The 21588-nt window shown below is 72.7% G+C and carries 20 protein-coding genes and 1 pseudogene; 11 read left to right on the plus strand and 10 right to left on the minus strand.

Annotated features, from left to right (window positions below; genetic code table 11):
• Positions 1–145: 145 nt before the first annotated feature.
• On the plus strand, positions 146–292 hold the full coding sequence (locus PUR56_RS16845) for a hypothetical protein (RefSeq protein ID WP_329949541.1): 147 nt from the start codon (positions 146–148) through the stop codon (positions 290–292).
• Positions 293–441: 149 nt separating this feature from the next.
• Positions 442–795 carry a transposase domain-containing protein gene (locus PUR56_RS16850; protein WP_329949542.1) on the plus strand — a complete coding sequence of 118 codons (354 nt, stop codon included), beginning with the start codon at positions 442–444 and terminating at the stop codon, positions 793–795.
• Between the two features lie 116 nt (positions 796–911).
• On the opposite strand, the gene PUR56_RS16855 is transcribed toward PUR56_RS16850, so the two are convergent.
• Complete coding sequence (locus PUR56_RS16855) at positions 912–2234, minus strand: glycoside hydrolase family 18 protein (RefSeq protein WP_329949543.1); 1323 nt, start codon at positions 2232–2234, stop codon at positions 912–914.
• A 133-nt stretch (positions 2235–2367) separates the two neighbouring features.
• Positions 2368–2835: a DUF4262 domain-containing protein gene (locus PUR56_RS16860; protein ID WP_329949544.1), complete on the minus strand. Its 468-nt coding sequence runs from the start codon at positions 2833–2835 to the stop codon at positions 2368–2370.
• A 226-nt stretch (positions 2836–3061) separates the two neighbouring features.
• Here PUR56_RS16860 and PUR56_RS16865 point away from each other — a divergent pair, with 226 nt between their 5' ends.
• Positions 3062–3691: a ChbG/HpnK family deacetylase gene (locus PUR56_RS16865; RefSeq protein ID WP_443034521.1), complete on the plus strand. Its 630-nt coding sequence runs from the start codon at positions 3062–3064 to the stop codon at positions 3689–3691.
• Between the two features lie 233 nt (positions 3692–3924).
• Here PUR56_RS16865 and PUR56_RS16870 read toward each other — a convergent pair whose 3' ends face one another.
• Entirely contained in the window at positions 3925–5028 is a 1104-nt protein-coding gene (locus tag PUR56_RS16870; RefSeq protein WP_329949545.1) for an NADH:flavin oxidoreductase/NADH oxidase, read from the minus strand.
• Between the two features lie 394 nt (positions 5029–5422).
• On the opposite strand from PUR56_RS16870, the gene PUR56_RS16875 reads away from it, so the two are divergent.
• From PUR56_RS16875 to PUR56_RS16890, 4 genes are all read left to right on the plus strand, one after another.
• On the plus strand, positions 5423–5929 hold the full coding sequence (locus tag PUR56_RS16875) for a DinB family protein (RefSeq protein WP_329880186.1): 507 nt from the start codon (positions 5423–5425) through the stop codon (positions 5927–5929).
• A gap of 84 nt (positions 5930–6013) precedes the next feature.
• Complete coding sequence (locus PUR56_RS16880) at positions 6014–6391, plus strand: nuclear transport factor 2 family protein (protein WP_329880188.1); 378 nt, start codon at positions 6014–6016, stop codon at positions 6389–6391.
• A gap of 420 nt (positions 6392–6811) precedes the next feature.
• Complete coding sequence (locus tag PUR56_RS16885; RefSeq protein WP_329949546.1) at positions 6812–9592, plus strand: ATP-binding protein; 2781 nt, start codon at positions 6812–6814, stop codon at positions 9590–9592.
• Positions 9593–9793: 201 nt separating this feature from the next.
• A complete protein-coding gene (locus PUR56_RS16890; protein ID WP_380361348.1) occupies positions 9794–10501 on the plus strand; it encodes a sigma-70 family RNA polymerase sigma factor in 708 nt (235 codons plus the stop codon).
• Here PUR56_RS16890 and PUR56_RS16895 read toward each other — a convergent pair.
• Entirely contained in the window at positions 10426–11613 is a 1188-nt protein-coding gene (locus PUR56_RS16895) for a glycoside hydrolase family 88 protein (RefSeq protein WP_329949547.1), read from the minus strand. The genes PUR56_RS16890 and PUR56_RS16895 overlap by 76 nt on opposite strands.
• 293 nt (positions 11614–11906) lie before the next feature.
• Here PUR56_RS16895 and PUR56_RS16900 point away from each other — a divergent pair, with 293 nt between their 5' ends.
• Positions 11907–12863, plus strand: a complete 957-nt coding sequence (locus tag PUR56_RS16900) for a ribosome-inactivating family protein (RefSeq protein WP_329880193.1) — start codon at positions 11907–11909, stop codon at positions 12861–12863.
• Between the two features lie 200 nt (positions 12864–13063).
• On the opposite strand, the gene PUR56_RS16905 is transcribed toward PUR56_RS16900, so the two are convergent.
• Both PUR56_RS16905 and PUR56_RS16910 read right to left on the minus strand, forming a co-directional pair.
• Positions 13064–14017 carry a hypothetical protein gene (locus tag PUR56_RS16905; protein WP_329880194.1) on the minus strand — a complete coding sequence of 318 codons (954 nt, stop codon included), beginning with the start codon at positions 14015–14017 and terminating at the stop codon, positions 13064–13066.
• Positions 14018–14138: 121 nt separating this feature from the next.
• The gene (locus PUR56_RS16910; protein WP_329880195.1) at positions 14139–14714 is read right to left on the minus strand and encodes a TetR/AcrR family transcriptional regulator; all 576 of its coding nucleotides are present in this window, start codon (positions 14712–14714) and stop codon (positions 14139–14141) included.
• 70 nt (positions 14715–14784) lie between these two features.
• Here PUR56_RS16910 and PUR56_RS16915 point away from each other — a divergent pair, with 70 nt between their 5' ends.
• Complete coding sequence (locus tag PUR56_RS16915; RefSeq protein WP_329880197.1) at positions 14785–15678, plus strand: NADP-dependent oxidoreductase; 894 nt, start codon at positions 14785–14787, stop codon at positions 15676–15678.
• A gap of 253 nt (positions 15679–15931) precedes the next feature.
• Here PUR56_RS16915 and PUR56_RS16920 read toward each other — a convergent pair whose 3' ends face one another.
• On the minus strand, positions 15932–17200 hold the full coding sequence (locus PUR56_RS16920; protein ID WP_329949548.1) for an FAD-dependent monooxygenase: 1269 nt from the start codon (positions 17198–17200) through the stop codon (positions 15932–15934).
• A 207-nt stretch (positions 17201–17407) separates the two neighbouring features.
• Between PUR56_RS16920 and PUR56_RS16925 the strand changes: the two genes are divergently transcribed.
• The gene (locus PUR56_RS16925) at positions 17408–18334 is read left to right on the plus strand and encodes a LysR family transcriptional regulator (protein WP_329880201.1); all 927 of its coding nucleotides are present in this window, start codon (positions 17408–17410) and stop codon (positions 18332–18334) included.
• A gap of 129 nt (positions 18335–18463) precedes the next feature.
• Here PUR56_RS16925 and PUR56_RS16930 read toward each other — a convergent pair whose 3' ends face one another.
• Positions 18464–19069: a flavodoxin family protein gene (locus tag PUR56_RS16930; RefSeq protein ID WP_329880203.1), complete on the minus strand. Its 606-nt coding sequence runs from the start codon at positions 19067–19069 to the stop codon at positions 18464–18466.
• 13 nt (positions 19070–19082) lie between these two features.
• Here PUR56_RS16930 and PUR56_RS16935 point away from each other — a divergent pair.
• Positions 19083–19366: pseudogene (locus PUR56_RS16935) on the plus strand (winged helix-turn-helix transcriptional regulator); the annotation flags it as partial.
• Between the two features lie 39 nt (positions 19367–19405).
• Here the strand turns inward: PUR56_RS16935 and PUR56_RS16940 are convergent.
• A complete protein-coding gene (locus tag PUR56_RS16940) occupies positions 19406–20509 on the minus strand; it encodes a carboxylate-amine ligase (RefSeq protein WP_329880205.1) in 1104 nt (367 codons plus the stop codon).
• A gap of 9 nt (positions 20510–20518) precedes the next feature.
• Positions 20519–21532, minus strand: a complete 1014-nt coding sequence (locus tag PUR56_RS16945; protein WP_329880207.1) for a DUF5937 family protein — start codon at positions 21530–21532, stop codon at positions 20519–20521.
• Positions 21533–21588 lie beyond the last annotated feature (56 nt).

Below are 21588 nucleotides of genomic sequence, written 5' to 3' on the forward strand. Positions count from 1 at the left end.
CGAGAGATGACAGACTGGGCACCCAACGGAGCTCCTACCGAACAGTGATCTTGGTCGACACGGTTCTAGCAGGAGCTCCGTCCCATTTCAGGCGACTTGACGCGGCCACCCACGGCTCTATCTACACGGCATTGGATCTAGCCCTGTGCCTCTCGCCTCTCTCGCCTCGCAGCCGGGCTCGTACGCGCAGACGGCCAGGGACTACTTCGAGGGCGTAGCGGCGCGGGCCGACAAGGACGGGGACGGCATGGCCACCACTCAGGAACTCACGCAGGCCGTCCTCGCGAGCTGACATACGCCGGCCGCGGCCGGACGGGACAGCAGTCCGGTACGGGGACACTCGGGAAGCCCACTGTCTCCGGCCCTCGGCGAAATGAGCAGCACGCAGCTGACGACGGCGCAGGGCCGCGCTCTGGATGCGCGAAGGGCCGGCGGCCGGCGATGTGCCTGTTCCTCGGGCAGGGCCACGAGGAGGTCGCGCGGCTGTTGGGCGAGGGACTCGGTGACGGACGGCGGGTGTGGCGGGTGCCGACAACCGCCGCGAGCGGTCGGGCCCGTCGCCGTCTGGGCCCGGAACCGTTGAAGGTCCTGTTCGCGCGGGTGTGCCGTTCGGTGGCGGTGCCCGGGACGGCGGGTGCCTGGTACCGGCGCCGGCAGTTGGTCGCGGTGGACGGCACCACACTGGGCCTGGCGGCCTGGCGGACACCGAGGCCGGCGACGCCTTCTCGGCCGCCCGGGCTCCACCCTGGACGAGATCAAGACGGCGGTAGTCGGACGGTCGCCACAGGCCGATGAGAATCAAGGCGTTGTCGGCGGTGCAGCATGTGTCATGGGCAGGTGGCCTGCGTATTCGGCCGCCGCACCCGGCGGCGGCCGGGTCGCCCCGCCCGCCGCCGGGCCATCACCGCAGGTCAGCGCCGCAGACCGCGGTCCAGCGCGGCGATCAGCGAACCCTGGGCGTCGTCCCCGTCCAGGGACCAGACCATCACGCCGCCGAGACCGTTCCGCCGGGTGTAGCGGGCCTTCTGGGTGGCGGTGGCCGGGTTGTCGTACGTCCAGAACTCGGTGCCGTCGTACTTCCAGGCCGCGCCGTACTCGCGGTCGGTGTGCACGGCGCCCGGCAGGTCCTTGATGGCCTTGTAGGGCAGTTGGCCGCCGCCGAGCGGGGACATGCCGGTGGCGGGCTGGTAGAGGCCGTTCTTCGTCCCGGCGGGCACTCCCGTCCAGCCGTAGCCCCAGGACGGCACCCCGAGCACCGCCTTGCGGGCCGGCAGGCCGCCGGCGAGGTAGTGCCGCACCACCCGGTCGGCGCTGTAGCTGTCGCTGGCGCCGGAGGGGTCGGCCGGGTCGGTGTAGAGGTTCGCCTGGTGGTTGGTCGGGCCCTGCGGCTCCCAGGAGCCGTGCATGGTGTAGGTCATCAGGTTGAGGTAGTCCACCTGGCGGGCGACCTTCCTCAGCTCCAGCCGGTCCGCGACGTCGGTGTTGGCGGCGACGGCGGCCGTCAGCAGGTGGCGCCCCCGCCCGCCGTCGCGCACCGCGTCCAGCTGCCGCCGGAACTCGGCCAGCAGCAGGGTGAAGTTGCGGCCGTCCTCGGGGCGCACCGAGTTGTCCGGCAGACCGTCGCCGCCCGGGTGCTCCCAGTCGAGGTCGATGCCGTCGAAGACGCCCGCGCCGCTGCCCGGGCCGCCCTCCGGAGAGCCCAGCTGCGGCAGGTTGCCCTTGATGTAGAGGTCGACGCAGGAGGCCACGAACTTCTTGCGCGCCGCGTCGGTGGCGGCCACGTCCGAGAAGTACTTGGACCAGCCCCAGCCGCCGATCGAGATGACGGCCTTCAGGTGGGGGTTCTTGGCCTTCAGCTTCCGCAGCTGGTTGAAGCTGCCCTTCAGCGGCTGGTCCCAGGTGTCGGCGACGCCGTCCACCGAGTCGGCCGCGCTGATCGGGCGCTGGTAGTCGACCCAGGCGTCGGCCTGGTCGGCCAGGTTGTCCGCGAAGCAGGTGCCCTCGGGGGAGATGTTGCCGAAGGCGTAGTTGATCACGGTCAGCTTCGCGGCCTGGCCCGAGTCCTGGACCTTCTTGGGGGAGAAGCCGCTGTAGGCGCTCCACGCGGTGAAGTAGGCCACCCGGTGGCCGGGCAGCCGGCGGCTGTCGTCGTCATCGGCGTGAGCGGTCGCGGGGGCGGCGACGAGCGAGGCGAACAGAGCCGTCGCCAGGAACGCGGAGGTGCGTCTGAACATACTGGTGGCCTTGTCTGAGTGGGGTCAGATGGTCTGTACCAATCGTGAGAAGAGATCTAGTCCATGCCGGGGCGCGCACACAAGAGGCCGGGCCACACGAAGTGGCCCGGCCCGCTGAGGAACTGGTGGGGTGTCAGAATCGGGCAGCTTCCCGGGTCCAGACCCCTTCGGGGTGCTCGTCGACGGGAAGTCGTAGGTCGGGCTGCGCGCGGCAGCCGGGGCTGGCCTGCTCGTCCGAGGGCCAGCGGTGTTCCCGGTCGGGCCAGAGCAACTGGACGACGGGGACCGGGGTCTGTCGGTAGAAGCCGACGAACGTACCCAGCAGTGGATAGTGCCAACTGGGATCCACCGGTTGGCATCGGAGCCGGTAGCCCTCGATGACGTCCGAGAGCAGCGTGCCGGGCTCCGTCGATGCCCCGTCGCGAACCCGGACGGCGGCACTGCCGACCCAGTGCATCAGGCCGTCCAGTTCCAGGCCGAACATGGCGACCTCCGGGACCCGGTAGGAATGCCACAGGCCGACGGTGAAGGCCCAGTCGGGGACTTCACCTCCGCCACCCACGCCGACCACGTGGCAGCCGTGCTCGCGTACGTGCGCCATCTCGGAAGCCCAGCGCTTCGCGCGCCGCCGCCGTGCGCGGAAGGTCGCGGAGGCGGCGGGGTCACAGAGCACACAGGGGCACGGGGGAGTCGCGGCGAGGTCGGTCACCCGGGTATCCAAGCAGATCAGGATGCGGCTGATCACGATGTATGGAGCTGCTCCGCCGACGGCCGCAGATCCCGTTCGGGATCCATCTCACGCTGGTGTGCGAGATGCCCGGCCTCCCGTGGGAGCCGTTGATCGCCAAGGAACGCGTGGCCTCACCGCTGGACCCTGCGGGCGACCTGTTCTCGCCGACACCTGTCGGCCGGGCGACCCTGCCAGGCCAGGCCAGGCCAGGCCAGGCCCGGCCCGGCTCGATGAGGTCGAACTGGAGTTCCGCGCCCAGATCGATGCCGTCGCCGACGCCGGGCTCACGCCGACCCGCCTGGACTTCCGTTGCCTGGCCGGCGGCGGCCGAAGCGACATCCTCGACCTGACCGCCGTGCCGGCGGCGGAGTACTCCCTCGCAGTCCGGGTCTGGCCCGAACCCGGGCGCCGGGTGATGCGGGGACGCGGGCTGCCGGTCGCCGACAACGACTTCCTGGACGGCTTCTCCCTCGGCATCGAAGGAAAAGCGGCTCGATACGCTCAGGTGCTGCGTGACCTGCCGGCCGGGCTCAACGAGTGGGCGGTACATCCCAGCCTGGGAGACAGGGAGTCGCAGGCCGTCGACGGCGGCTGGCTCGTGCGGCGGACGGACTACGAGTTCCTGACATCCCCGCAGGCCCGTGAGGTCCTTCAGCAGGAGGGCCTAGCCGTGATCGACTGTCGAACGATTCAGCGAGCCTGGTCCCAGGGTGTGAGCCTTCGATGACCGAAGCGGCCTGTCGTCTCTGCGGACGACAGGCCGTCCGCTGCCCGCGAGGTCGGCCCGCGACGGCCGGTTGTTCGGCCTGCGCGCTGGTGGTTGGCCGGAGACCGTTCCGTCGTGGTGCTGACTGACGGAGACGGAGCAAGGCTGACACCCGCGTTTTGCGGGGAGGACAGCAAGCACGCCGCCAGGGTAGGGCTGCGCGACGGCTGACCCCGTGCGCGGGTGCCACCCGCTCAGGCGCGGTGGTACTGGGCGGGGGTGGGTACCTCGCCGTCGAGTTCGGCGGCTGCGCGGCGGGCCCAGTAGGGGTTGCGCAGCAGCTCGCGGCCGAGCAGGACGGCGTCGGCACGGCCTTCGGCGACGACGGCCTGGGCCTGGGCGGGGTCGGTGATCAGGCCGACGGCCGCCACGGGGAGGCCGGTCTCGTTGCGCACGGTCTCGGCGAAGGGCACCTGGAAGCCGGGTGCGGCTTCGATCCTGGCGTCGGGGACGATGCCGCCGGTGGAGACGTCCAGCAGGTCGACGCCGTGTGCCTGGAGCTCCTTGGCGAGGCGGACGGTGTCCTCGGAGGTCCAGCCCTCGCGGCCGTCCTCCGGGTTCTCGGTGAGCCAGTCCGTCGCGGAGACGCGGAAGAAGACAGGCAGTTCCTCGGGCCACACCGCGCGCACCGCGTCGACGACCTCCAGCGCGAAGCGGGTACGGCCCTCGAAGGAGCCGCCGTAGCCGTCGGCGCGGCGGTTGGTGTGGGGGGAGAGGAACTCGTGGATCAGGTAGCCGTGAGCGCCGTGGATCTCGGCGACCTGGAAGCCGGCGTCGAGCGCGCGCCGTGCGGCGTCGGCGAACTGCTGCACGATCCGGCCGATCTGCTCCTCGGTGAGTTCCTCCGGCGTGGTGTGCGTGGGGGAGAAGGGCACGCTGCTGGGGCCGACCGGCGCCCAGCCGTGGGTCTCGTCCGCGGCGAGGGCGCGCCCGCGGTCGACCCAGGTCCGCTCGGTGGACGCCTTTCGACCGGCGTGGGCGAGCTGGATCGCGGGGACGGTGCCCTGCGACTTCAGGAAGGCGGTGATCCGCCGGAAGGCCGCGGCCTGCTCGTCGTTCCAGATCCCGAGGTCGTACGGGCTGATGCGGCCCTCGGGGCTGACCGCGGTGGCTTCCGTGATGATCAGCCCGGTGCCGCCGACGGCGCGCGCCGCGAGGTGGGTGAAGTGCCAGTCCGTCGGAACACCGGCCGCGTCCCCGTCCGGCGTGGCGCTGTACTGGCACATCGCCGGCATCCAGATCCGGTTGGGGATGGTCAGCGCCCGCAGGGTGTACGGGGTGAAGAGGGTGGTGCTCATGTCGGACTCCCGGTGGGTCGGCGGCGCCAGGGGACGGGGGCGCTCTCGCAACTGGTTGCAGCTGCAATTTATGTCACCGAAGATAGTTGCACGCGCGGGCATCTTGCAAGGGCCTGCCGCGCGACCTCGCCGCACACCCGGGCGCCGCCGCCGAGACGGGCAGACCGCCGACCAGGATCCGTCGCCGGACGACTCGATGCCGGAGCGGGCTGCGATCTGGAACCTACGGCCGAGGGTGCGCCCGGTGCTGGTCGGTGGCGGCGTTCCGTTCCTTCCCGGCACGGGTGACGGGTGGATCTCGAACTCGTCGAGACCCGCACCTTCGGTGGCAACAGGTCGGGCCCGTCGAAAAAATATGTCGACATCGGTCGCGTGATCGGGGACGCTTCGCGCGATGACCAGAATCGACGACACACCGCCCGCGTGGGACGAGCGCACCCAGCTCGCCACGTTTCTCGACTACACACGTGACACCGCCCGCGCCAAGTGCGACGGCGTCTCCGCGGAGAACGCCCGCAAGGCGCTCCTGCCGGGCTCACCGCTGATGACCATGAGCGGATTGGTCAACCACCTTCGCTGGGTCGAGTACTACTGGTTCCAGGTGGTCTTCCTCGGCGAGGAGGACCGGGGCCCCTGGACCGAGGAGGACCCCGACCGCGAGATGCGTGTCGCCGTTGACTTCCCGCTCACGCAGTTGCTCGACGAATACGCCGAACAGAGCGCCCGCTACCGCGAACTGGTCGCCGGGAACAGCCTGGACACCCGGGCCGAGGGAGTCGTCCGCGACGGTCTCCATGTCGACCTCCGCTGGATCCTCCTTCACCTCACCGAGGAGACGGCCCGTCACAACGGCCACCTGGACATCCTGCGCGAGATGCTCGACGGCCAGACCGGCGGCTAGTGCTGTGGCCGGGACGGTTCACCGCGGTCGGGAGACGGCTCGCGGGAAGAGCGCGGTCCGCGAGGGGACTGGTATTACTGGTGTATGCAGGAAGAAACCGCGCGGTCCGCGATCGACACGTTCATCTCCGCGTTCAACGCCTCGGACGACAGCTACGTGATTGCGCTGCTCTCCCAGGCCCTGACCTCGGACGTGGTCTTCTGGGGACCGTTGGGCCGCAGTGAGGGGATCGAGGCGGTCGAGCGGTTCGTGCTGGACATCCGGCGCCACCCCGCGGGGACCGGCACGATGGTGCGCTGTTCGGCGGTGGACATGCCGGACGAGTGGGCCCGGTACAAGTGGATCTTCACGACGCCGGACGGAGGCCCCCGCCTGGCGGGAACGGACGTCGTCCATCTGCGGCGGAGCCTCATCGACCAGGTCATCGTCTTCGCGGGGGAGATCGAGCCGTCCGCCCCCTGAGCCATCTTCCTCCGGCGCCGCCCTTCTCCTGAACCGGCCCCGTTCGGGGCTCCGGGGCTGCCCGGCCGAGATCGTCCTCACAGCACCTCGGTCGTCCGGGCCTGGCCACGAGCGGACCGATGATGCGCTGTGGCTGTGCAGGTTCGGGGTTGGTCGGGCTGCGGTGTTGTGGGGGTGTCTGCCCCGACGAACGCCCGAACGCCCGAACGCTTCAAGGCTCGCGGCACCCGAGAGCGTGTGTCCCGTCCCCCCTCCGGTCGTTCGCGCGTGAGGGCGGATCCGGCTCCACCGCCCCGGTACGGACCCCGCGCCGCGCGGCGCCGAGGAGTCCACTGTTTGTTCGTCCCCGGCGAACTGATGCATGATGAGGACGACCCGAGCCGATCAGGGTCCGAACCTTGAACTGCGTGGTGGTGGTGGATGGCGGGCGGCACCCCTCGGCGGGGGCTGCGCGGGCTGGTCGGCCGGCGGGGCGAATGCGGAGCGCTGGACCAGGTGATCGCCGGCGCCCACGGGGGCCGGGGCCAGGTGCTGGTGCTGCGGGGCGAGCCGGGAGTCGGCAAGTCCGCCCTGGTGGAGTACCTGGCGGGCCGTGCGACAGGGTGTCAGGTCCTGCGGGCCGTCGGCGTCGAGTCCGAGATGGAGCTCGCGTTCGCAGGGCTGCACCAGCTGTGCGTGCCCCTGACGGGGAACCTCGACCGCATTCCCGGCCCCCAGCGCGACGCCCTGTCCGTAGCGTTCGGCCTGAGTGTGGGGAGCGCGCCGGACCGCTTCCTGGTCGGCCTGGCGGTGCTCAGCCTGCTGGCCGAGGCGGCGGAGGAGCAGCCGCTCGTCTGCGTCGTCGACGACGCCCAGTGGCTCGACCAGGTCTCCGCCCAGACGCTGGCGTTCGTCGCGCGACGGCTGCTGGCGGAGCGGGTGGCGCTGGTGTTCGCGGTGCGCGGGTCGGCGCCCGCCGCAGGTGGTGACCCCTTCCGGGGGCTGCGCGAGGTCGAGGTCCGGGGGCTGCGTGACGACGACGCGCGGGTGCTGCTGGACTCGGTGGTGCCCGGACGGCTGGACGAACGGGTCAGGGACCGCATCGTCGCCGAGACCCGCGGCAACCCGCTGGCTCTGCTGGAACTGACCCGGGGGCTGACCGCGGCGGAGCTGGCCGGCGGGTTCGGGCGTCCGGACGTCCGCCCGCTGGCGAGCCAGATCGAGCAGGCGTACCTGCGGCGCATCGGATCGCTGCCGGCCGCGGCGCAGCGGTTGTTGCTGGCGGCGGCGGCGGAGCCGGTGGGTGACGTGCCGCTGCTGAGGCGGGTCGCCGAGCGGCTCGACATCGACGCGCACGCGGCGGGAGCGGTCGAGGCGGCGGGACTGGTCGAGTTCGGGACGAGGGTGCGTTTCCGCCACCCGCTGGTGCGCTCGGCGGCCTACCGCGCCGCCGACCCCACCGTGCGCCGGGACGTGCACCGCGCGCTGGCCGAGGCGACCGATCCCGATGCCGATTCGGATCGTCGGGCCTGGCACCGCGCTCACGCGGCGCTCGAACCCGACGGGGCGTTGGCGGACGAGCTGGAGCGGTCGGCGGGCCGGGCCCAGGCCCGTGGCGGGATCGCGGCGGCAGCGGCGTTCCTGAGACGTGCGACCGAGCTGACACCCGACGCGGGCCGTCGTGGAACGCGGGCGGCCGCGGCCGCGCAGGCCGCCTTCGACGCGGGCTCCCCGGACGCGGCGCTCGACCTTCTCGCCGCGGCGCGCCTGAGCCCGCTGGACGAGGCGCAGCAGGCCCGACTGGCGCGTTTGCGGGCCCAGTTGGCCTTCGCCCGCCGACGTGGCGGGGAGGCGCTTCCGCTGCTGCTGGATGCGGCCGGCCGGCTGGGGCGGGTCGACGACGCGCACGCGCGGGAGGCGTACCTCGATGCCGTCGGGTCGGCGGTCTTCGCCGGGCGGCTGCGGGAGCGCGTCGGCGTGCGGGAGGTTGCCGCGGCCGCCCGGACGGCGCCGCCGGGGGCGCAGCCGCCGCGGCCGACGGACCTGCTCCTCGACGGCCTGGTGACCTGGTTCGCCGACGGCTGCGCCGCAGGGGGGCCGCTGCTGAGGTCCGCGCTGGGGGCGTTCCGGCAGGCCGCCGGAGGTGAGGGGGCGGAGGTCATGCGCTGGCTCTGGCTGCTGTGGCTGGTCGCCGGTGAGATGTGGGACGACGAGACGTGGCACCGGCTGACCGAGCACGCGGTCAGGTCGGCGCGCGAGACGGGGGCTCTGAACTTCCTTCCGCTGGCGCTTGGTTACCGGGCCGCGCTGTCCGTGCACACCGGTGACTTCGACCTCGCCGCGGAGCTCGTCGACGAGGCCGACACCCTCGCGGAGGTGACCGGTCACTCGCCGATGGCCTATCCGTCGCTCCTGCTCGCGGCCTGGCGCGGCGAGGGGGAGCACGTCGCGGAGGTGATCCGGAGCGCCGCCGTGGACGCCGTCTCGTGGGGCGAGGGGCGGGCGATCGGTGTCGAGCACTACCTCCTCTCGGTGCTGTACAACGGTCTCGGCCGGTACCAGGACGCCCTGTCCCATGCCGAACAGGCCTTGGAGCACGAGGACGTGGCGGTCATCGGGTTCGCCCTCGCGGAGCACGTCGAGGCGGCGGTCCGCGCCGGTGCCCCCGAAGCGGCCGGGGCGTCGCTGCGCCGGTTGGCGGAGCGGGCCGACGCCGGCGGTACGGACTGGGCGCTGGGTGTCCTGGCCCTGTCCAGAGCGCTGGCGAGCGAGGGTCCGGCCGCCGACCGGCTCTACCGCGAGGCCGTCGAGCGCCTCGGACGCGGCCGGATCGCCGTCCACCTCGCCCGCGCCCACCTGGTGTACGGCGAGTGGCTCCGACGCGAGAACCGGCGGGTCGAGGCGCGCGTGCACCTGCGCACCGCTCACGAGATGCTGGGGCGCTTCGGAGCGGGTGCCTTCGCCGAGCGGGCCCGACGTGAACTCCTCGCCACGGGCGAGACGGTGCGACTCCGTCCGGCCGACGCGGGCGACCTGCGCGAGGCCCTCACGGCCCAGGAGGGGCAGATCGCCCGCCTGGCCGCCGACGGCCTGACGAACTCCGAGATCGGCGCCGAACTGTTCATCAGCCCCCGCACCGTGGAATGGCACCTGGGCAAGGTGTTCACCAAGCTCGACGTCAAGTCGCGCAACAGGCTCCGCGCCGCTCTGGCCGGCCCCTGACGGTCCGGGCACCGACCGCCCCCGGGGGAGACCCGGGGGTGGACCGGGGATTTCCCGGGCGCCGGGCGGTGGGCCGGGGCGGCAGCGTGTGTGCACGGCGGCATCGACGGGATGCCGGTGTGAAACGGAGCCGTGGTGACCGTGTCCGACGACCTGTCCGCGACGTGTGCACATCCCCAACAGCGCGCCGGGGAGGATACGTTGGACGAGGCCGCAGCCGTCTTCGAGGGGCTGCGCCCGTACCTCTTCGGCATCGCGTACCGGATGCTGGCCAGCGCGGTCGAGGCGGAGGACGTGGTCCAGGACGTGTGGCTGCGCTGGCAGCGGACCGACCGCTCGGCGGTGGTCAGCCCCGTGGCCTTCCTGTCGCGCGCCACCGCCCGGATGGCCATCAACGTGGTCCAGTCCGCCCGCTCGCGCCGGCAGATCTCCCTCGGCCCCTGGCTGCCCGAGCCGGTCGACACCGCCGCCGACCCCGAGGCCGACCCGGAGGCCGGTGTGCAGCGGGCCGAGGAGCTGGAACTCGCGCTGCTCCTGGTCCTGGAGAGGCTCACGTCCAGGGAGCGGGCGGTGTACATCCTGCGCGAGGCCTTCGAGTACTCCTACGCGGACATCGCCGACATGCTGCGTCTCAGCGTCGTCAACGTCCGCCAGATCGTGAGCCGGGCCCGGCGTGCCCTGGCGGAGGGGCAGCGGGAGACGGCGGACGCGCGGGAGCTCCGGGCGCTGCTGGAGGCCTTCGTCGCGGCGGCCCGGACCGGCGACGTCGGCTCCCTGGAGTCGCTCCTGGTCCCGGCGCCGCCGGGTGGTGGCCCGCGGGTGGTCCTGCGCGCTCACGGGGCCAGTCGCGCGACCTGCGAGCCGGCCATCAGGAAGGCGCCGACCGCGAAGTCGGCGGTGGTCTCGTAGGTGATCGGCCGGCTCGATTCCGGGCGGTCCCCAATGCCCTGGACCCAGCCCAGCCGTCCGTCCGGGTGCACGGCGTCGCGCACGAGCGCGTTCCAGCCCCTGGCGAGGACGGGCAGGTAGGTGCTCCGGTCGATCAGGCCGGTGCGGATGGCGTAGGCCAGGCCGTAGCAGAACAGGGCCGTTCCGCTGGACTCCTTGCCGGGCAGGTGTCGCGGGTCGCCCAGGGAGGGGTTCCAGAAGCCGTCCGGGCGCTGCGAGGCCAACAGGGCGCGGCTGATGCCCTGCATGTTCCACCGGTACTCCGGAGCCCGTTTGTCGGTGGAGGGGAGGACGGAGAGCACCTTGGCGTGGGCGGCGTAGGCCCACCCGTTGCCCCGGGACCAGAACACGGGCCTGCCGTCCGGCGACAGCCGGCCGGAGCCGCCGGGGGACCAGGTGCCGTCGCGGTACCAGAGCTCGTGCGTGTAGTCGTACAGCCCACCGCCCTGGACCCGTTTGGTGTGGTGGTACAGCGCGTACATCTTCGCCCAGTACGCGGTGTCGCCGCGCAGCGCTCCGAGCCGGGCCATCGAGGGCATCGCCATGTACAGGGCGTCCGCCCACCACCAGTCGTCCGTCTTCTCGGGCCGGTCGGTGTGGACCATCCGGTGCAGGGACGACTCGATGGCCGCGATCCGCTCCTCTCCGCCGAGTGCCTCGTGGAGGTCCAGGTACACCTGGCCGGCGTTGTGGTGGTCGGCGTGCCGCGTGGTCACACCGCCGGCGAGGCCGTAGTCGTGCTTCTCCGCCCAGGACTCGGCGTACGCGAGATAGCGTCGCTCGCCCGTCAGCCGGTAGGCGGCCAGGTCGCCGCTGAAGTAGGTGGCACGGGCCCAGAGATTGTCACCGGGATCGGTGTGGGCGTTGATCCAGTGGTCGTTCACCCGGCGCACCGACTCCAGGACCGCGGCCCGGCCGGGCAGCACGTCGGCGGCGACCGCGTCCGCCAGGCTGGCCGCGGTGGCCGCGGTGGCCGCGGTGACGGTGGTGGCCGCGGTGACGGTGATGGCCGTGATGGCCGTGGTGGTGAGGGGGAGAGCGGAAGGGATCCGCAGGAAGGTCCGGCGTCGCACGGTGTTACCTCCGGCTGAGGGCTCTGCGGGCGGGGGAGCGGAGTCGGGCGCGGGCGAGGGGCCGCGCGGGCCGGGGCCCGTCGGTGGCCCTCGGTGGCCGTCGGCGACCTGGGCCGCCACGGTGCGGACGTGTGAACGGAGTTCCCCGGACCGCCCGTCGACGACGACCGCGCTCGCCACAGATGACCGTGCGGGACCGCCCGGTGTGACAGCCGGCGGCACCCGCGCCCGCCGCGACGGCCGACGCCCACCGGCGCGCGTCACAAACACGCCACCTGAGCTGTCAGTTGAGCGTGAAGCCGAAACCCACCACCAGACGGACCGTACGGCCGGCGGCCGTCGTCCTCACCGCCGCCCTCGCGCTCACCGCACTCGGCACCCGGCCGGCCGCCCCGGCCGTGCCCCCCGACAAGGTGACCTGGGTCATCCACAAGCTGGACGACGACCCCGCCCACCCGGGCGGAGCGTTCGGCAGGGACCTGTACTACTCCGCTGTCACCCAGATCCGCAACTGGATGGCAGGCCCGACGGTCCGCGGCGATGTGCGCCTGAGCCAGGCGGACAGCGACGGCATCATCGGCATCGACGTCCGCAACCACGCGAGTGCCCGGCTCGTCACGCTGTTCCTGAACCCCCACAGCGGATACCTCACGGGCTTCCACACCCGCAACCAGAACGTGTACTACTTCAGCGACGCCAACCCGGACATGGTCTCGGAGATGAAGGGGTACGCGAGGTCGATCGGGGCGAGTACCCACCGGATGCACCTGTCCGGATCGTTCGACGCGTGGTACGACGCAGCCACCGGCGGCGGCCTGCCCGCCCCCACGAGCATCGGCACCCGATCGTTCCGCGACATGGCCACGTCGCTGGGCAACTCGCCCGGGCCGGAGTACATCGACCGCTTCCTCCCCCAGACCGCCCAGTACCTGCTCGCCCTGAGCCCGGCCTACGCCCAGGCTCCCCACCTCACGCTCTTCCGCGACCGCGTGGGCGACGCCCTCGCCAACAGCACCTCCTCGGCGGTCGTCCTCGACAACCGCACCAGAGAGCTCCGCTCCAACTGGGAGAAGATCAACAACGACGCCCTGCTCAACATCCCCTTCCTGGCGGACGACCGGACGGCAGGCGGCGCGGTCCTGCCCTACCCCGTCCACCTGGGACCCGTGAACGGCACGCTGCGCACCGTCTCCGACGTGGTCTCCACGCTCCGGATCCTCACGAACAACCAGGGACGCGAGATGCGGTAGGGGCCGCGTCGGGCGAAGGGCCCGGCCCGGGGAGGAGTTGCTCCCCCGGGCCGGGCCCTTCGTGCGGGCGGCGGGCCCGCACGGCCCGAGGCGGCCTGCCGCCCGCGGTCTCGGCAGGGCCGGCAGGAGCAACAGGGCCCGGCCGGACGTCGTAGCGACGTCCGGCCGGGCCCCGAGCCGGCTCGGCGGGCTCCGGCGGTCTAGCGGGAGGGCCCGAGGTACGGGGTCATCCGGATCTCCCGGTGGATGTCCCCCATGGTGCGGAGAGTCCCGTTGATCGGGCCGATCTCGAAGTTCTCCGGGAGCCGGGTCGCGGCCTCGGCGGCCCGGTGGTTCCTCCACCACTCCGCGTGCCGGGCGGCCCAGTTGGTCCAACGCGCCCAGGCGCGACGGACCTCCATCGACCCCTCGTCGTAGACCGAGGTCCTCGTCTCGTAGGTGGTCCGCCCCATCGCGCGGGCGACGTCGTCACGGAAGCTGGTCCAGCGCACGCCCAGTTCGTAGGCGGCGGCCAGGGTGCGCATGGCTTCCGCGATCTGGGGGAGGTGATCGTGGTGGGCACCGACGGTCATCCTCCAGAGGTACCAGCTGGCACTGCCGAAGTCCGCGGTGTTGAAGTTCCTCTGGAGCCCGACGCCCGACGCGTTGATCCGCTGCTCCCAGTCGCCCCAGCTGCCGTTCATCTGGAGCGGGAGGGCGCGGCCGTTCTGCGACAGGGCCAGCTGGTGGATCTCCGAGATGACGCTGGGGGCGGCGTCCCGGAAGTAGAAGTAGGCGTTGTGGGCGGTCACGAACCCTGCGATGTAGAGCGACTGCGGGTTGATCAGGAGCGTGCCCCGCAGCTGGCTCAGTTCGCCCTCGATTTCGAGGACGATGAGCCCGCCCGCATGGTCCTGGATCTCGCGGATGTCGCCGTCGAACGGGTGACCCGCGGCTTGACGGATGGCGGTGACGACGTTCGTGTACTCGGTTTCACCCGAGATGTCCGACGCGGCGTCTTGGATGATCTTGGTGTGCAGGTACCTCCACTGGCCGGGCCGGACATCCGCAGCTGCGGGTTGTGCCCAGACCCCAGTGGCGGCGACGGCGAGAGCGGCGACCAGGAACACCTTCAGACGGTGCGCGATCCTGCTCCGGCGGGTTCTTGCCAGCACGGCTTTCCGACCTCCAGCGGCTTCGGTGAGGTGAGAACGCGGCATGCGCCGCGTTCCACCCGACTGACCGCACAGGGCCGCGCGGTGTGACACGCGGCCCTTGGCCGCGGTGGCACCCGGCTCAGGGCGCGGTGGCCTCCCAGGCCGCCTCGATCATCCGGAAGACCTCGTCCACCGTGGCCCCGGGATCGTCCGCCCGGCAGCCCAGCGCGTAGGCGTCGATGGCGAACCGCGCGGTCGCCCGGCAGGCCGTCTCGCTCCGGGACAGGTGGGGATCGGCGGCCAGCGCCGCCGCCAGCGCCTGCGCGTGACGCAGGCTCATCGACTCCTCGTACTCCTGAAGGGCGGGTGATCCCTCGATCATGCGTCGGAGGGGGGCGCTGCCCTTCGCCGTGCAGTGCCGCACCTGGGCCCGGACCTCGCGGTGCAGCGCCGGGATGAGCGGCTCGTGCGGAGGCCGGTCGGTCACCGCCCGCGTGAGGCGCTGCTCGAAGTCCCGGTCGCGCTCGAACACCAGCGCCTCCTTCGAGGCGAAGTGGGCGAAGACGGTGGTGACGGCCACGTCGGCCTCGGCCGCCACGTCGCGGATGCCCACGGCGTCGTACCCGCGCTCCAGGAAGAGGTGCAGCGCGGTGTCAGCGATCTTCTGACGGGTCGCGGCCTTCTTGCGTTCGCGGCGTCCGGGCGGCTCGATCATGTCCTGACACTACCAGGTAGGAATCCCTCACCGTTGTGAAACACTAACGGTTAGGGCTATCTTCGGTCGTATGAGGAAAATCAGCTTCGCCGAGTTCGGCGGTCCCGAGGTCCTGCACCTGGTGGAGGCCGAGGAGCCCCACGCGAGCCCCGGTCGGATACGCATCGCCGTACGGGCGGCGGGTGTCAACCCCGTCGACTGGAGGATCCGGGAGGGCCAGGTCCTGGGAGCCCATCCGGTCGAGCTGCCCGCCGGGGTCGGCCTGGACGCCGCCGGGGTGGTGGACGAGGTCGGCGAGGGCGTCGAAGGGATCGGGATCGGCGACCGGGTGTTCGGCGAGGGCGCCGACACGTACGCCGAATTCGCCGTGCTGTCGGCCTGGGCCCGGATGCCCGAGGGGCTGACCTTCGAGGAGGCGGCCGGCTACCCGTCGGTGGTGGAGACCGCGCTGCGCGTCATCCGCGAGGTCGGCGTGCGGCCCGGGCAGACGCTGCTGGTCAGCGGCGCGTCCGGCGGCGTCGGGTCGGCGGTGCTGCAGATCGCCCGCGCGCGCGGCATCGCGGTGATCGGCACGGCCGGGGCTGCGAACCAGGACTACCTGCGCGGCCTGGGCGCCCTCGCCACGACCTACCACGACGGCTGGGTCGAACGGGTGCGGCACCTGGGCCGGGTTGACGCGGCCCTCGACCTGGCCGGCTCGGGCGTGATCCGCGAACTCGTCGAGCTGACCGGGGACCCGCGCAAGGTCGTCTCCATCGCCGACCTCGGTGCGCCGCAGCTGGGCGTCCGGTTCTCCGGCGTGGCCGGGAGCGTGCCGGACGCGCTCGCCGAGGCCGTCGACCTCATCTCCCGGGGCAGGCTCCACATCCCGGTCGAGAAGTCGTACCCGCTCACCGAGGCGGCGGCGGCGCATACCGACAGCCGCGCCGGCCACACCCGCGGGCGCCGGGTCCTGGTCGTCTGAGCCGCCACCCGCCACCCGCCGCCGGCGTCCCGCTCCGGGCGTCCCGCGTCGGCTGCCGGCCGGGAGAGTGCGAGGCCCGCGCCACCCGTACGAGCAGGCTCAGCCGAGCAGTTGGTACTTCGTGGACGGGACGCCGGGGTTGTAGCTGCAGTCCGTGGTGGTCGTCTTCAGGCTGTACGTGAAGCCGGCCGTGGTGTCCGGCCCCGCCCGATTGGGGTCCGCCCGGGTCCGCCGGAACGAGGATCCAGACCCGTCACCGCCCCTTGGCGAGCCGCTCCTGACCGGAGACGGCAGGGACCGTCCAGGACGGGTGGGTGTTGACCTGGGTCACGGTGGCCCCGGCCAGCGTCTTGTAGCGGGTCGCGATCCTCTCGGCCTCCCCGACGGGCAGCGCCCCGCCGTGCTCCTCGGCTAGCGCGATGGTCTCCTCCGGCCCCAGGTCCCGGTTGGCCAGCACGATCGCGTTGACGGCCGGCCGGCGCATCCGGTCGTAGCGGCGGAGCGCGGCCTCGGCGTCGTCGTCACGGGCCAGGCACCAGGCCAGCACGCGGCCGTCGACGACGGACTGCGAGCCGCCGTTCATGCCCATGGGGAACATCGGGTGTGCGGCGTCACCGAGGAGGGTGACCCGTCCGAAGCTCCAGCGCGGCAGAGGGGCGCGGTCGGTCATCGGGTACTCGACGATCGCCGTGGACCGTTCGGCGAGTTTCGTGAGGTCGATCCACGGCAGGTTCCACGACGACAGTCCGGCGCGGGCCTCCGCCTCGGCGACACGACGGCCGGGGCCACCCGGAGGCGGGGCGGATGGCCCGTGCCGGACCTCCAGGACCCAGTTCACCAGGGCATCGGCGCCCGCGGTCGCGGGGTCCTCGATCGGGTAGGCGACGAACTTCGCACCGGGGGTGCCCCCGGCCACCACGATCGAACGGCCGTCGAGGATGTGCGGGTGCGGTGCGACCCCGCGCCACATTTGGACGCCGTTCCCGCTCGGGGCGCTCTCGTCCGGGTACAACCGGCCGCGGACCACGGAGTCGATGCCGTCCGCGCCGACCAGCACGTCGGCCTCGTCGACCACGGGCCGACCGCTCGACCGGTCCAGGAAGTGGGCTCGGACGCCGCCCGCATCCTGCTCGAACCGCTGGAACAGCAGGCCGGTGCGGACCGAGTCCGGCCCCAGCCGCTCACGTACCGCCGCCAGCAGCAGCAACTGCAGACGGCCGCGGTGCACCGAGTACTGCGGCCAGCGGTACCCGGCCGCGCGCCCCAGCGGCTCCTCCCAGACCGTCTCGCCCGTCCGGTCCCGGTAGCTCAACCGGTGCGGGGGCAGCGCGACGGAGGCCAGCTCGCCGTCCAGGCCGAGTTCGCAGAGTTCCCGGACGGCGTGCGGCAACAGGTTGATCCCGACGCCGACCGCCTCGACCTTCCGTGCCGCTTCGTACACCCGTGGCGCGAAGCCGGCGGCGTGCAGGCTCAGGGCGCAGGTCAGTCCGGCGATGCCGCCGCCGACGACGGTCACTCTCATCTGCCTGTCCTCGCCCTTCGCCGGGGCCCCGGTCCGGCCGACGCCCTGTCACCAGCTTCGGTGCCCCGGCCGCGCGCGTCCAATACACGGCGGTGATGGCAGCCGTCACGATCGCTGATCGGACCGGGGTCGTCGTCCCGGGCTCGCGATCGGTCGGGGTCGGGCGCAATCCGGTCGCTCAGGTGCGCAGTTGATAGCGTGTCAGTCATGGAGCTCCGTACGCTTGAGTACTTCGTGGCGGTGGCGGAGGAGCGGTCGTTCACGAAGGCGGCGGCCCGCTGTCACGTCGTGCAGCCCGCGATCAGCCAGCAGATCCAGGCCCTGGAGAAGGAGCTGGGAGAGCCCCTGTTCGAACGGCTGCCCCGGCAGGTGGTCCTCACCTCCGGCGGGACCGCCCTGCTGCCGCACGCCCGGGCCTGTCTGGCGTCGGCCGCGTCGGCGGTCCTGGAGTTCGCCGACCGGTCCGGTCTGCTCGGCGGCTCGTTCGCGCTCGGGACAGTCGGCGGCCTGGAAGGGACCGTCATCCCCCGGTTGCTGGGGGAGTACCACCGCCGGTATCCGCGGGTCGCGGTGAGTCTCGTCGGGGCGTCGAGCCCGTCGCTGCTGGCGAAGGTCCGCGACGGGGCGATCGACGCGGCCGTGGTCGCAGGACCTCCGGACGGCGGACCCGCCGCCGTCGCCTCGCGCGTGCTGCTGGAGGACCGGATCGTCGCGGTCCTCCCCGCCGGAAGCCGGCCCGCGAGCGGTCCGATGACCTTCGACGAGGTGGTCCGGAGCCCGGTCATCAGCTACGGCTCCGACAGCGGAGTGCACGTGTTCATCCGTGAGGCCTTCGCCGTGGAGGGGCTGCGGCTGGACATCGCCTACGCGACGAACGACGTCGCCCTCCAACTCGCGCTGGTGGCCGAGCGGATCGGGATCGCTCTGACGTCCCGCGCGAGTCCGGTCCTCGCCGCCGACCGTCGTTTCGACGTCGTGCCGCTGGAGCCCGCCATCCGCCTGCGGAAGGTGTTCGTGTGGCGGGCGGGCACCCGGCCGTGTGCGCCCTTGCGGGCCTTCCTCGACCTGTGGACGGAACTGTCCGACCGACCGGAGCGTGGCGGGGGTGTGTCAGGGGCCACCACCGGCGGATGACGTCCGGTGGGGAGGGTGGGCACAGGCGAACGGAGAACCGTGGAACGACGACGACCGCGGTATGACGGTGGCCGGCACCGAGTACTCGGTGCCGGCCACCGTCATGCCCGGGTGGGACGGGCCCCGGGCTCACTCGGCAGGGGCCGGCCAGGGGCGCCCGGTGAGGGCGGAGGCCACGTGGTGGAGGTTGGCGGCCATGGTGCGACCGGTGGAGTGGGCCCAGTCGTGGCCCTTGTCGTCGTCCAGGTAGTCGGGGCCGGGACCGGGGCCCAGGTGCCAGTAGGTCCAGGCCTGGGCGGGAATCGTGTAACCGATGTCGACCAGGCCGCCGGAGATCTCGCTGATGACGTGGTGGGCGCCGTCCTCGTTCCCGGTGACGACGACGCCGGCCACCTTGCCGTAGGCGACCGGCACTCCGCGGTCGTCCGTCTCGGAGATCATCGCGTCCATCCGCTCCAGGACGCGCTGCGCCACGGAGGACGGGCGGCCGACCCAGGTCGGGGAGGCGACGATCAGGATGTCGGCGGACGTGAGCTTGTCGTGCACGGGCGGCCACTGGTCTCCGTGGCCCATGTCCGTCCCCACTCCGGGCCGGATGTCCAGGTCGACGGCGCGGACGGTTTCCACCTCCGCACCGAGGCTGGTGAGTTCGTTCGCGACGACGTCGGCCAGGGCCTCGGTGTTCGACGGCTCGGGGGACGGTTTGAGGGTGCAGTTGATGACGAGAGCTCGCATGATCCCCCGCCGCTTGCGGCACGGCGAGTTGGTCGAGCTGATCGGCGGCGTCTCGCGCAAGGTGCTGACGCAGACGCTGCGGCGGCTCCAGGACCACGGGCTCGTCGAGCGGCGTACCTACGCCGAAGCGCCACCCCGCGTGAATACGGCCTGACCGAGCTCGGGCGCACCCTGGAGGAGCCCATCGCCCTGCTGACCGAATGGGCGAGATCCAATGGTGGAGCGATCGTCGCCTTTCACGAGGCGGCTGAGACGGCTGAGGTGAAAGACACCTCGGACCGTGAGCGACGCCCCTGAACCGGGTCACGGGCCGTGATCCCGCCGCTACCGTTCGGTTCAGGCCCCGGTGGTCTGGTCGGCGATCATCGCGAGGAGCTGCCGTCGGCCGTGCTCGCGCAGGACGCGGCGCTGGCGCACGGCGCCGTTGCCCTCGCGCAGCAGGCGCTCCAGCACCGGGACGATGTGGCGGTGTTCGCCGTCGGCCTCCAGAGCGGCGTCCACGTGCTCCAGGAGCGTCGCCGCCGCGGCGGCCGGGGCGACCAGGCGGCCGGCGAGGGGGTCGAACACGGTGCCGGTGCAGCCGTGGCGGGCGCCGTGCCAGACGGCCGCCGCCAGCTGCTCCGGCAGGACGGCCGGGCCCGGCCGTCCCGCGCGCTCGTCGGCGAGTGCACGGGTTGCCAGGGCACGGACCACGCCGGCCAGCATGACCGCCTCGTCGGGCCGGAGCTGGACGTCCATGGCGCGTGTCTCGACCGTCGGGTACCGCTCGGAGAGCCGGACGTGCCAGTAGAGCTGTCCGATGTCGGGGATCAGCCCGTCGCGGACGAGCGCCGTGGTGCGGCGGTCGTAGTCGCGGTCGCCGTCGAAGTGCGGGGGCGGCCCGCTGACGGGCCAGCGTCCGAAGACCGGGGTACGCCAGGAGGCGAAACCGGTGTCCGTGCTGTGCCACAGGGGCGAGTTGGCGGCGAACGCGATCAGCAGCGGCAGCCAGGGGCGCAGCCGGTTCAGCACGGTGACGCCGGCGGCCCGGTCGGGGACGCCGATGTGGACGTGCATACCGGCGATCAGCTGCTCGTCGGTCAGGCGCCCGGTGTCGCCGCGCATGGCGCGGTAGCGGGCCGTGGGTGTGACGGGGACGGGCATTCCGTCGGTGCCGGCGAACGGGGCGGCGGCGCAGGCGGCGAGCACGCAACCGTCCGCGCGGGCGGCCTGGCCCAGTGCGTGGCGCATCCGGAGGAGGTGGCCGCCGCCCTCGTCGAGGTCGTGGCAGACCGGGGTGGCCACCTCCAGCTGGGCCTGGAGCAGCTCGTGCTGCACCTCGCCGCTGTCCAGGGCGGGCTGCAGTCCGGCCGCGTCCCGGACCTGGACGGCCCGGGCGCGGGGCAGTCCGGTCACCGCGTCGAGGAGGAGGTACTCCTCCTCCATGCCGAACGTGAGCATGCCGCGCGTCTACCCGTTCGGGGCGTCGGCAGTCGTTCCCGCGGCGCCCGGTCCCGGTCGGCCCGAGGGTTCGGCCGTGAGCGCCGTGCCCGTCCGGGTGCGCAGGTGTACGGCCGTGCGGCCGGTGCGGCGGGTCGTCACCAGACCGGCGGCGCGGAGGGTGCCGAGGTGCTGGGAGACGGCGCCGGCGGTGACACCGAGGCGGGCGGCGAGGTCGGGGGTGCTCAGCGGTTCGCCGAGCTCGGAGAGCAGCGTGGCGCGGGTGCGGCCGAGGACGGCGGCGAGGCCGGCGGACGTCGGGCGGGGCTGCTCCCAGAGCAGTCCGACGCCGGAGGCCGGGTAGCGGATGGAGGCGGCGGTGCGGGGGGAGTGGTCGACGATCACGTCCGGCCAGCCGAAGACGGACGGCATCAGCACCAACCCGTGGCCGCCCGCCTCGACGGTCCACGCCGCACCCGAGCGGCGGCGCCCGTGCACCACCAACTCGCCCTCCCGCCAGACCACGTCGCCGTGCAACTGCGCGAAGAGCCCCTCCACCCCGCCGTCCACCAGCGCCACCGCCCGCCGGCCCAGGTCCGCCTCCAGCACCGCCCGCATCCGCCCCCAGTGCGGGGCCACCAGCCGGGCGTGGCAGCGCGTCAGCGCGTCGGCGGCCCGTTCCAGCAGCACGGCCGGTTCCGGCAGTCGCCCGGCCCGGGCGCCCAGCGCGGCGGCGCACTCCGCCACGACGTACGCCGGGTCCGTCGTCCGCAAGCCCGCCACCTCGGCGTCGAACGCCGGCAGGCGCTCCTCGGGCACGGGGAACAGGAACGACGGCAGGCAGCCCCCGAGCAGCGTCCGCAGCAACGGCAACTCCGGCTCCTCCGCCAGCACCGGCTGCGCCTCGCGCACCCACGGCCGGTGCACCTCGTGCCCGCCGACACCGAGCGCCGCCCGCACTCCGAGCACCGTCTCGGCCAGCGGCGACACCGCCAGCCGCACCCGCGCCACCTCGGCCGCCGAGAGCCGGATCTCCACCGCCACGTCCGCCCCACTCCGCTGATCGTTTAGCCCTGGCTGAACGATAGCCGGGCCCGGCC

The sequence above is a fragment of the Streptomyces sp. BE303 genome (assembly GCF_036290945.1).
Taxonomy (GTDB): domain Bacteria; phylum Actinomycetota; class Actinomycetes; order Streptomycetales; family Streptomycetaceae; genus Kitasatospora.

Coding starts and splice junctions, on each gene's coding strand:
- PUR56_RS16850 (WP_329949542.1), top strand. CDS start 442: ATGTGCCTGTTCCTCGGGCAGGGCCACGAGGAGGTCGCGCGGCTGTTG.
- PUR56_RS16855 (WP_329949543.1), bottom strand. CDS start 2,234: ATGTTCAGACGCACCTCCGCGTTCCTGGCGACGGCTCTGTTCGCCTCG.
- PUR56_RS16860 (WP_329949544.1), bottom strand. CDS start 2,835: ATGGCGCACGTACGCGAGCACGGCTGCCACGTGGTCGGCGTGGGTGGC.
- PUR56_RS16870 (WP_329949545.1), bottom strand. CDS start 5,028: ATGAGCACCACCCTCTTCACCCCGTACACCCTGCGGGCGCTGACCATC.
- PUR56_RS16875 (WP_329880186.1), top strand. CDS start 5,423: ATGACCAGAATCGACGACACACCGCCCGCGTGGGACGAGCGCACCCAG.
- PUR56_RS16880 (WP_329880188.1), top strand. CDS start 6,014: ATGCAGGAAGAAACCGCGCGGTCCGCGATCGACACGTTCATCTCCGCG.
- PUR56_RS16885 (WP_329949546.1), top strand. CDS start 6,812: ATGGCGGGCGGCACCCCTCGGCGGGGGCTGCGCGGGCTGGTCGGCCGG.
- PUR56_RS16910 (WP_329880195.1), bottom strand. CDS start 14,714: ATGATCGAGCCGCCCGGACGCCGCGAACGCAAGAAGGCCGCGACCCGT.
- PUR56_RS16915 (WP_329880197.1), top strand. CDS start 14,785: ATGAGGAAAATCAGCTTCGCCGAGTTCGGCGGTCCCGAGGTCCTGCAC.
- PUR56_RS16920 (WP_329949548.1), bottom strand. CDS start 17,200: ATGAGAGTGACCGTCGTCGGCGGCGGCATCGCCGGACTGACCTGCGCC.
- PUR56_RS16925 (WP_329880201.1), top strand. CDS start 17,408: ATGGAGCTCCGTACGCTTGAGTACTTCGTGGCGGTGGCGGAGGAGCGG.
- PUR56_RS16930 (WP_329880203.1), bottom strand. CDS start 19,069: ATGCGAGCTCTCGTCATCAACTGCACCCTCAAACCGTCCCCCGAGCCG.
- PUR56_RS16940 (WP_329880205.1), bottom strand. CDS start 20,509: ATGCTCACGTTCGGCATGGAGGAGGAGTACCTCCTCCTCGACGCGGTG.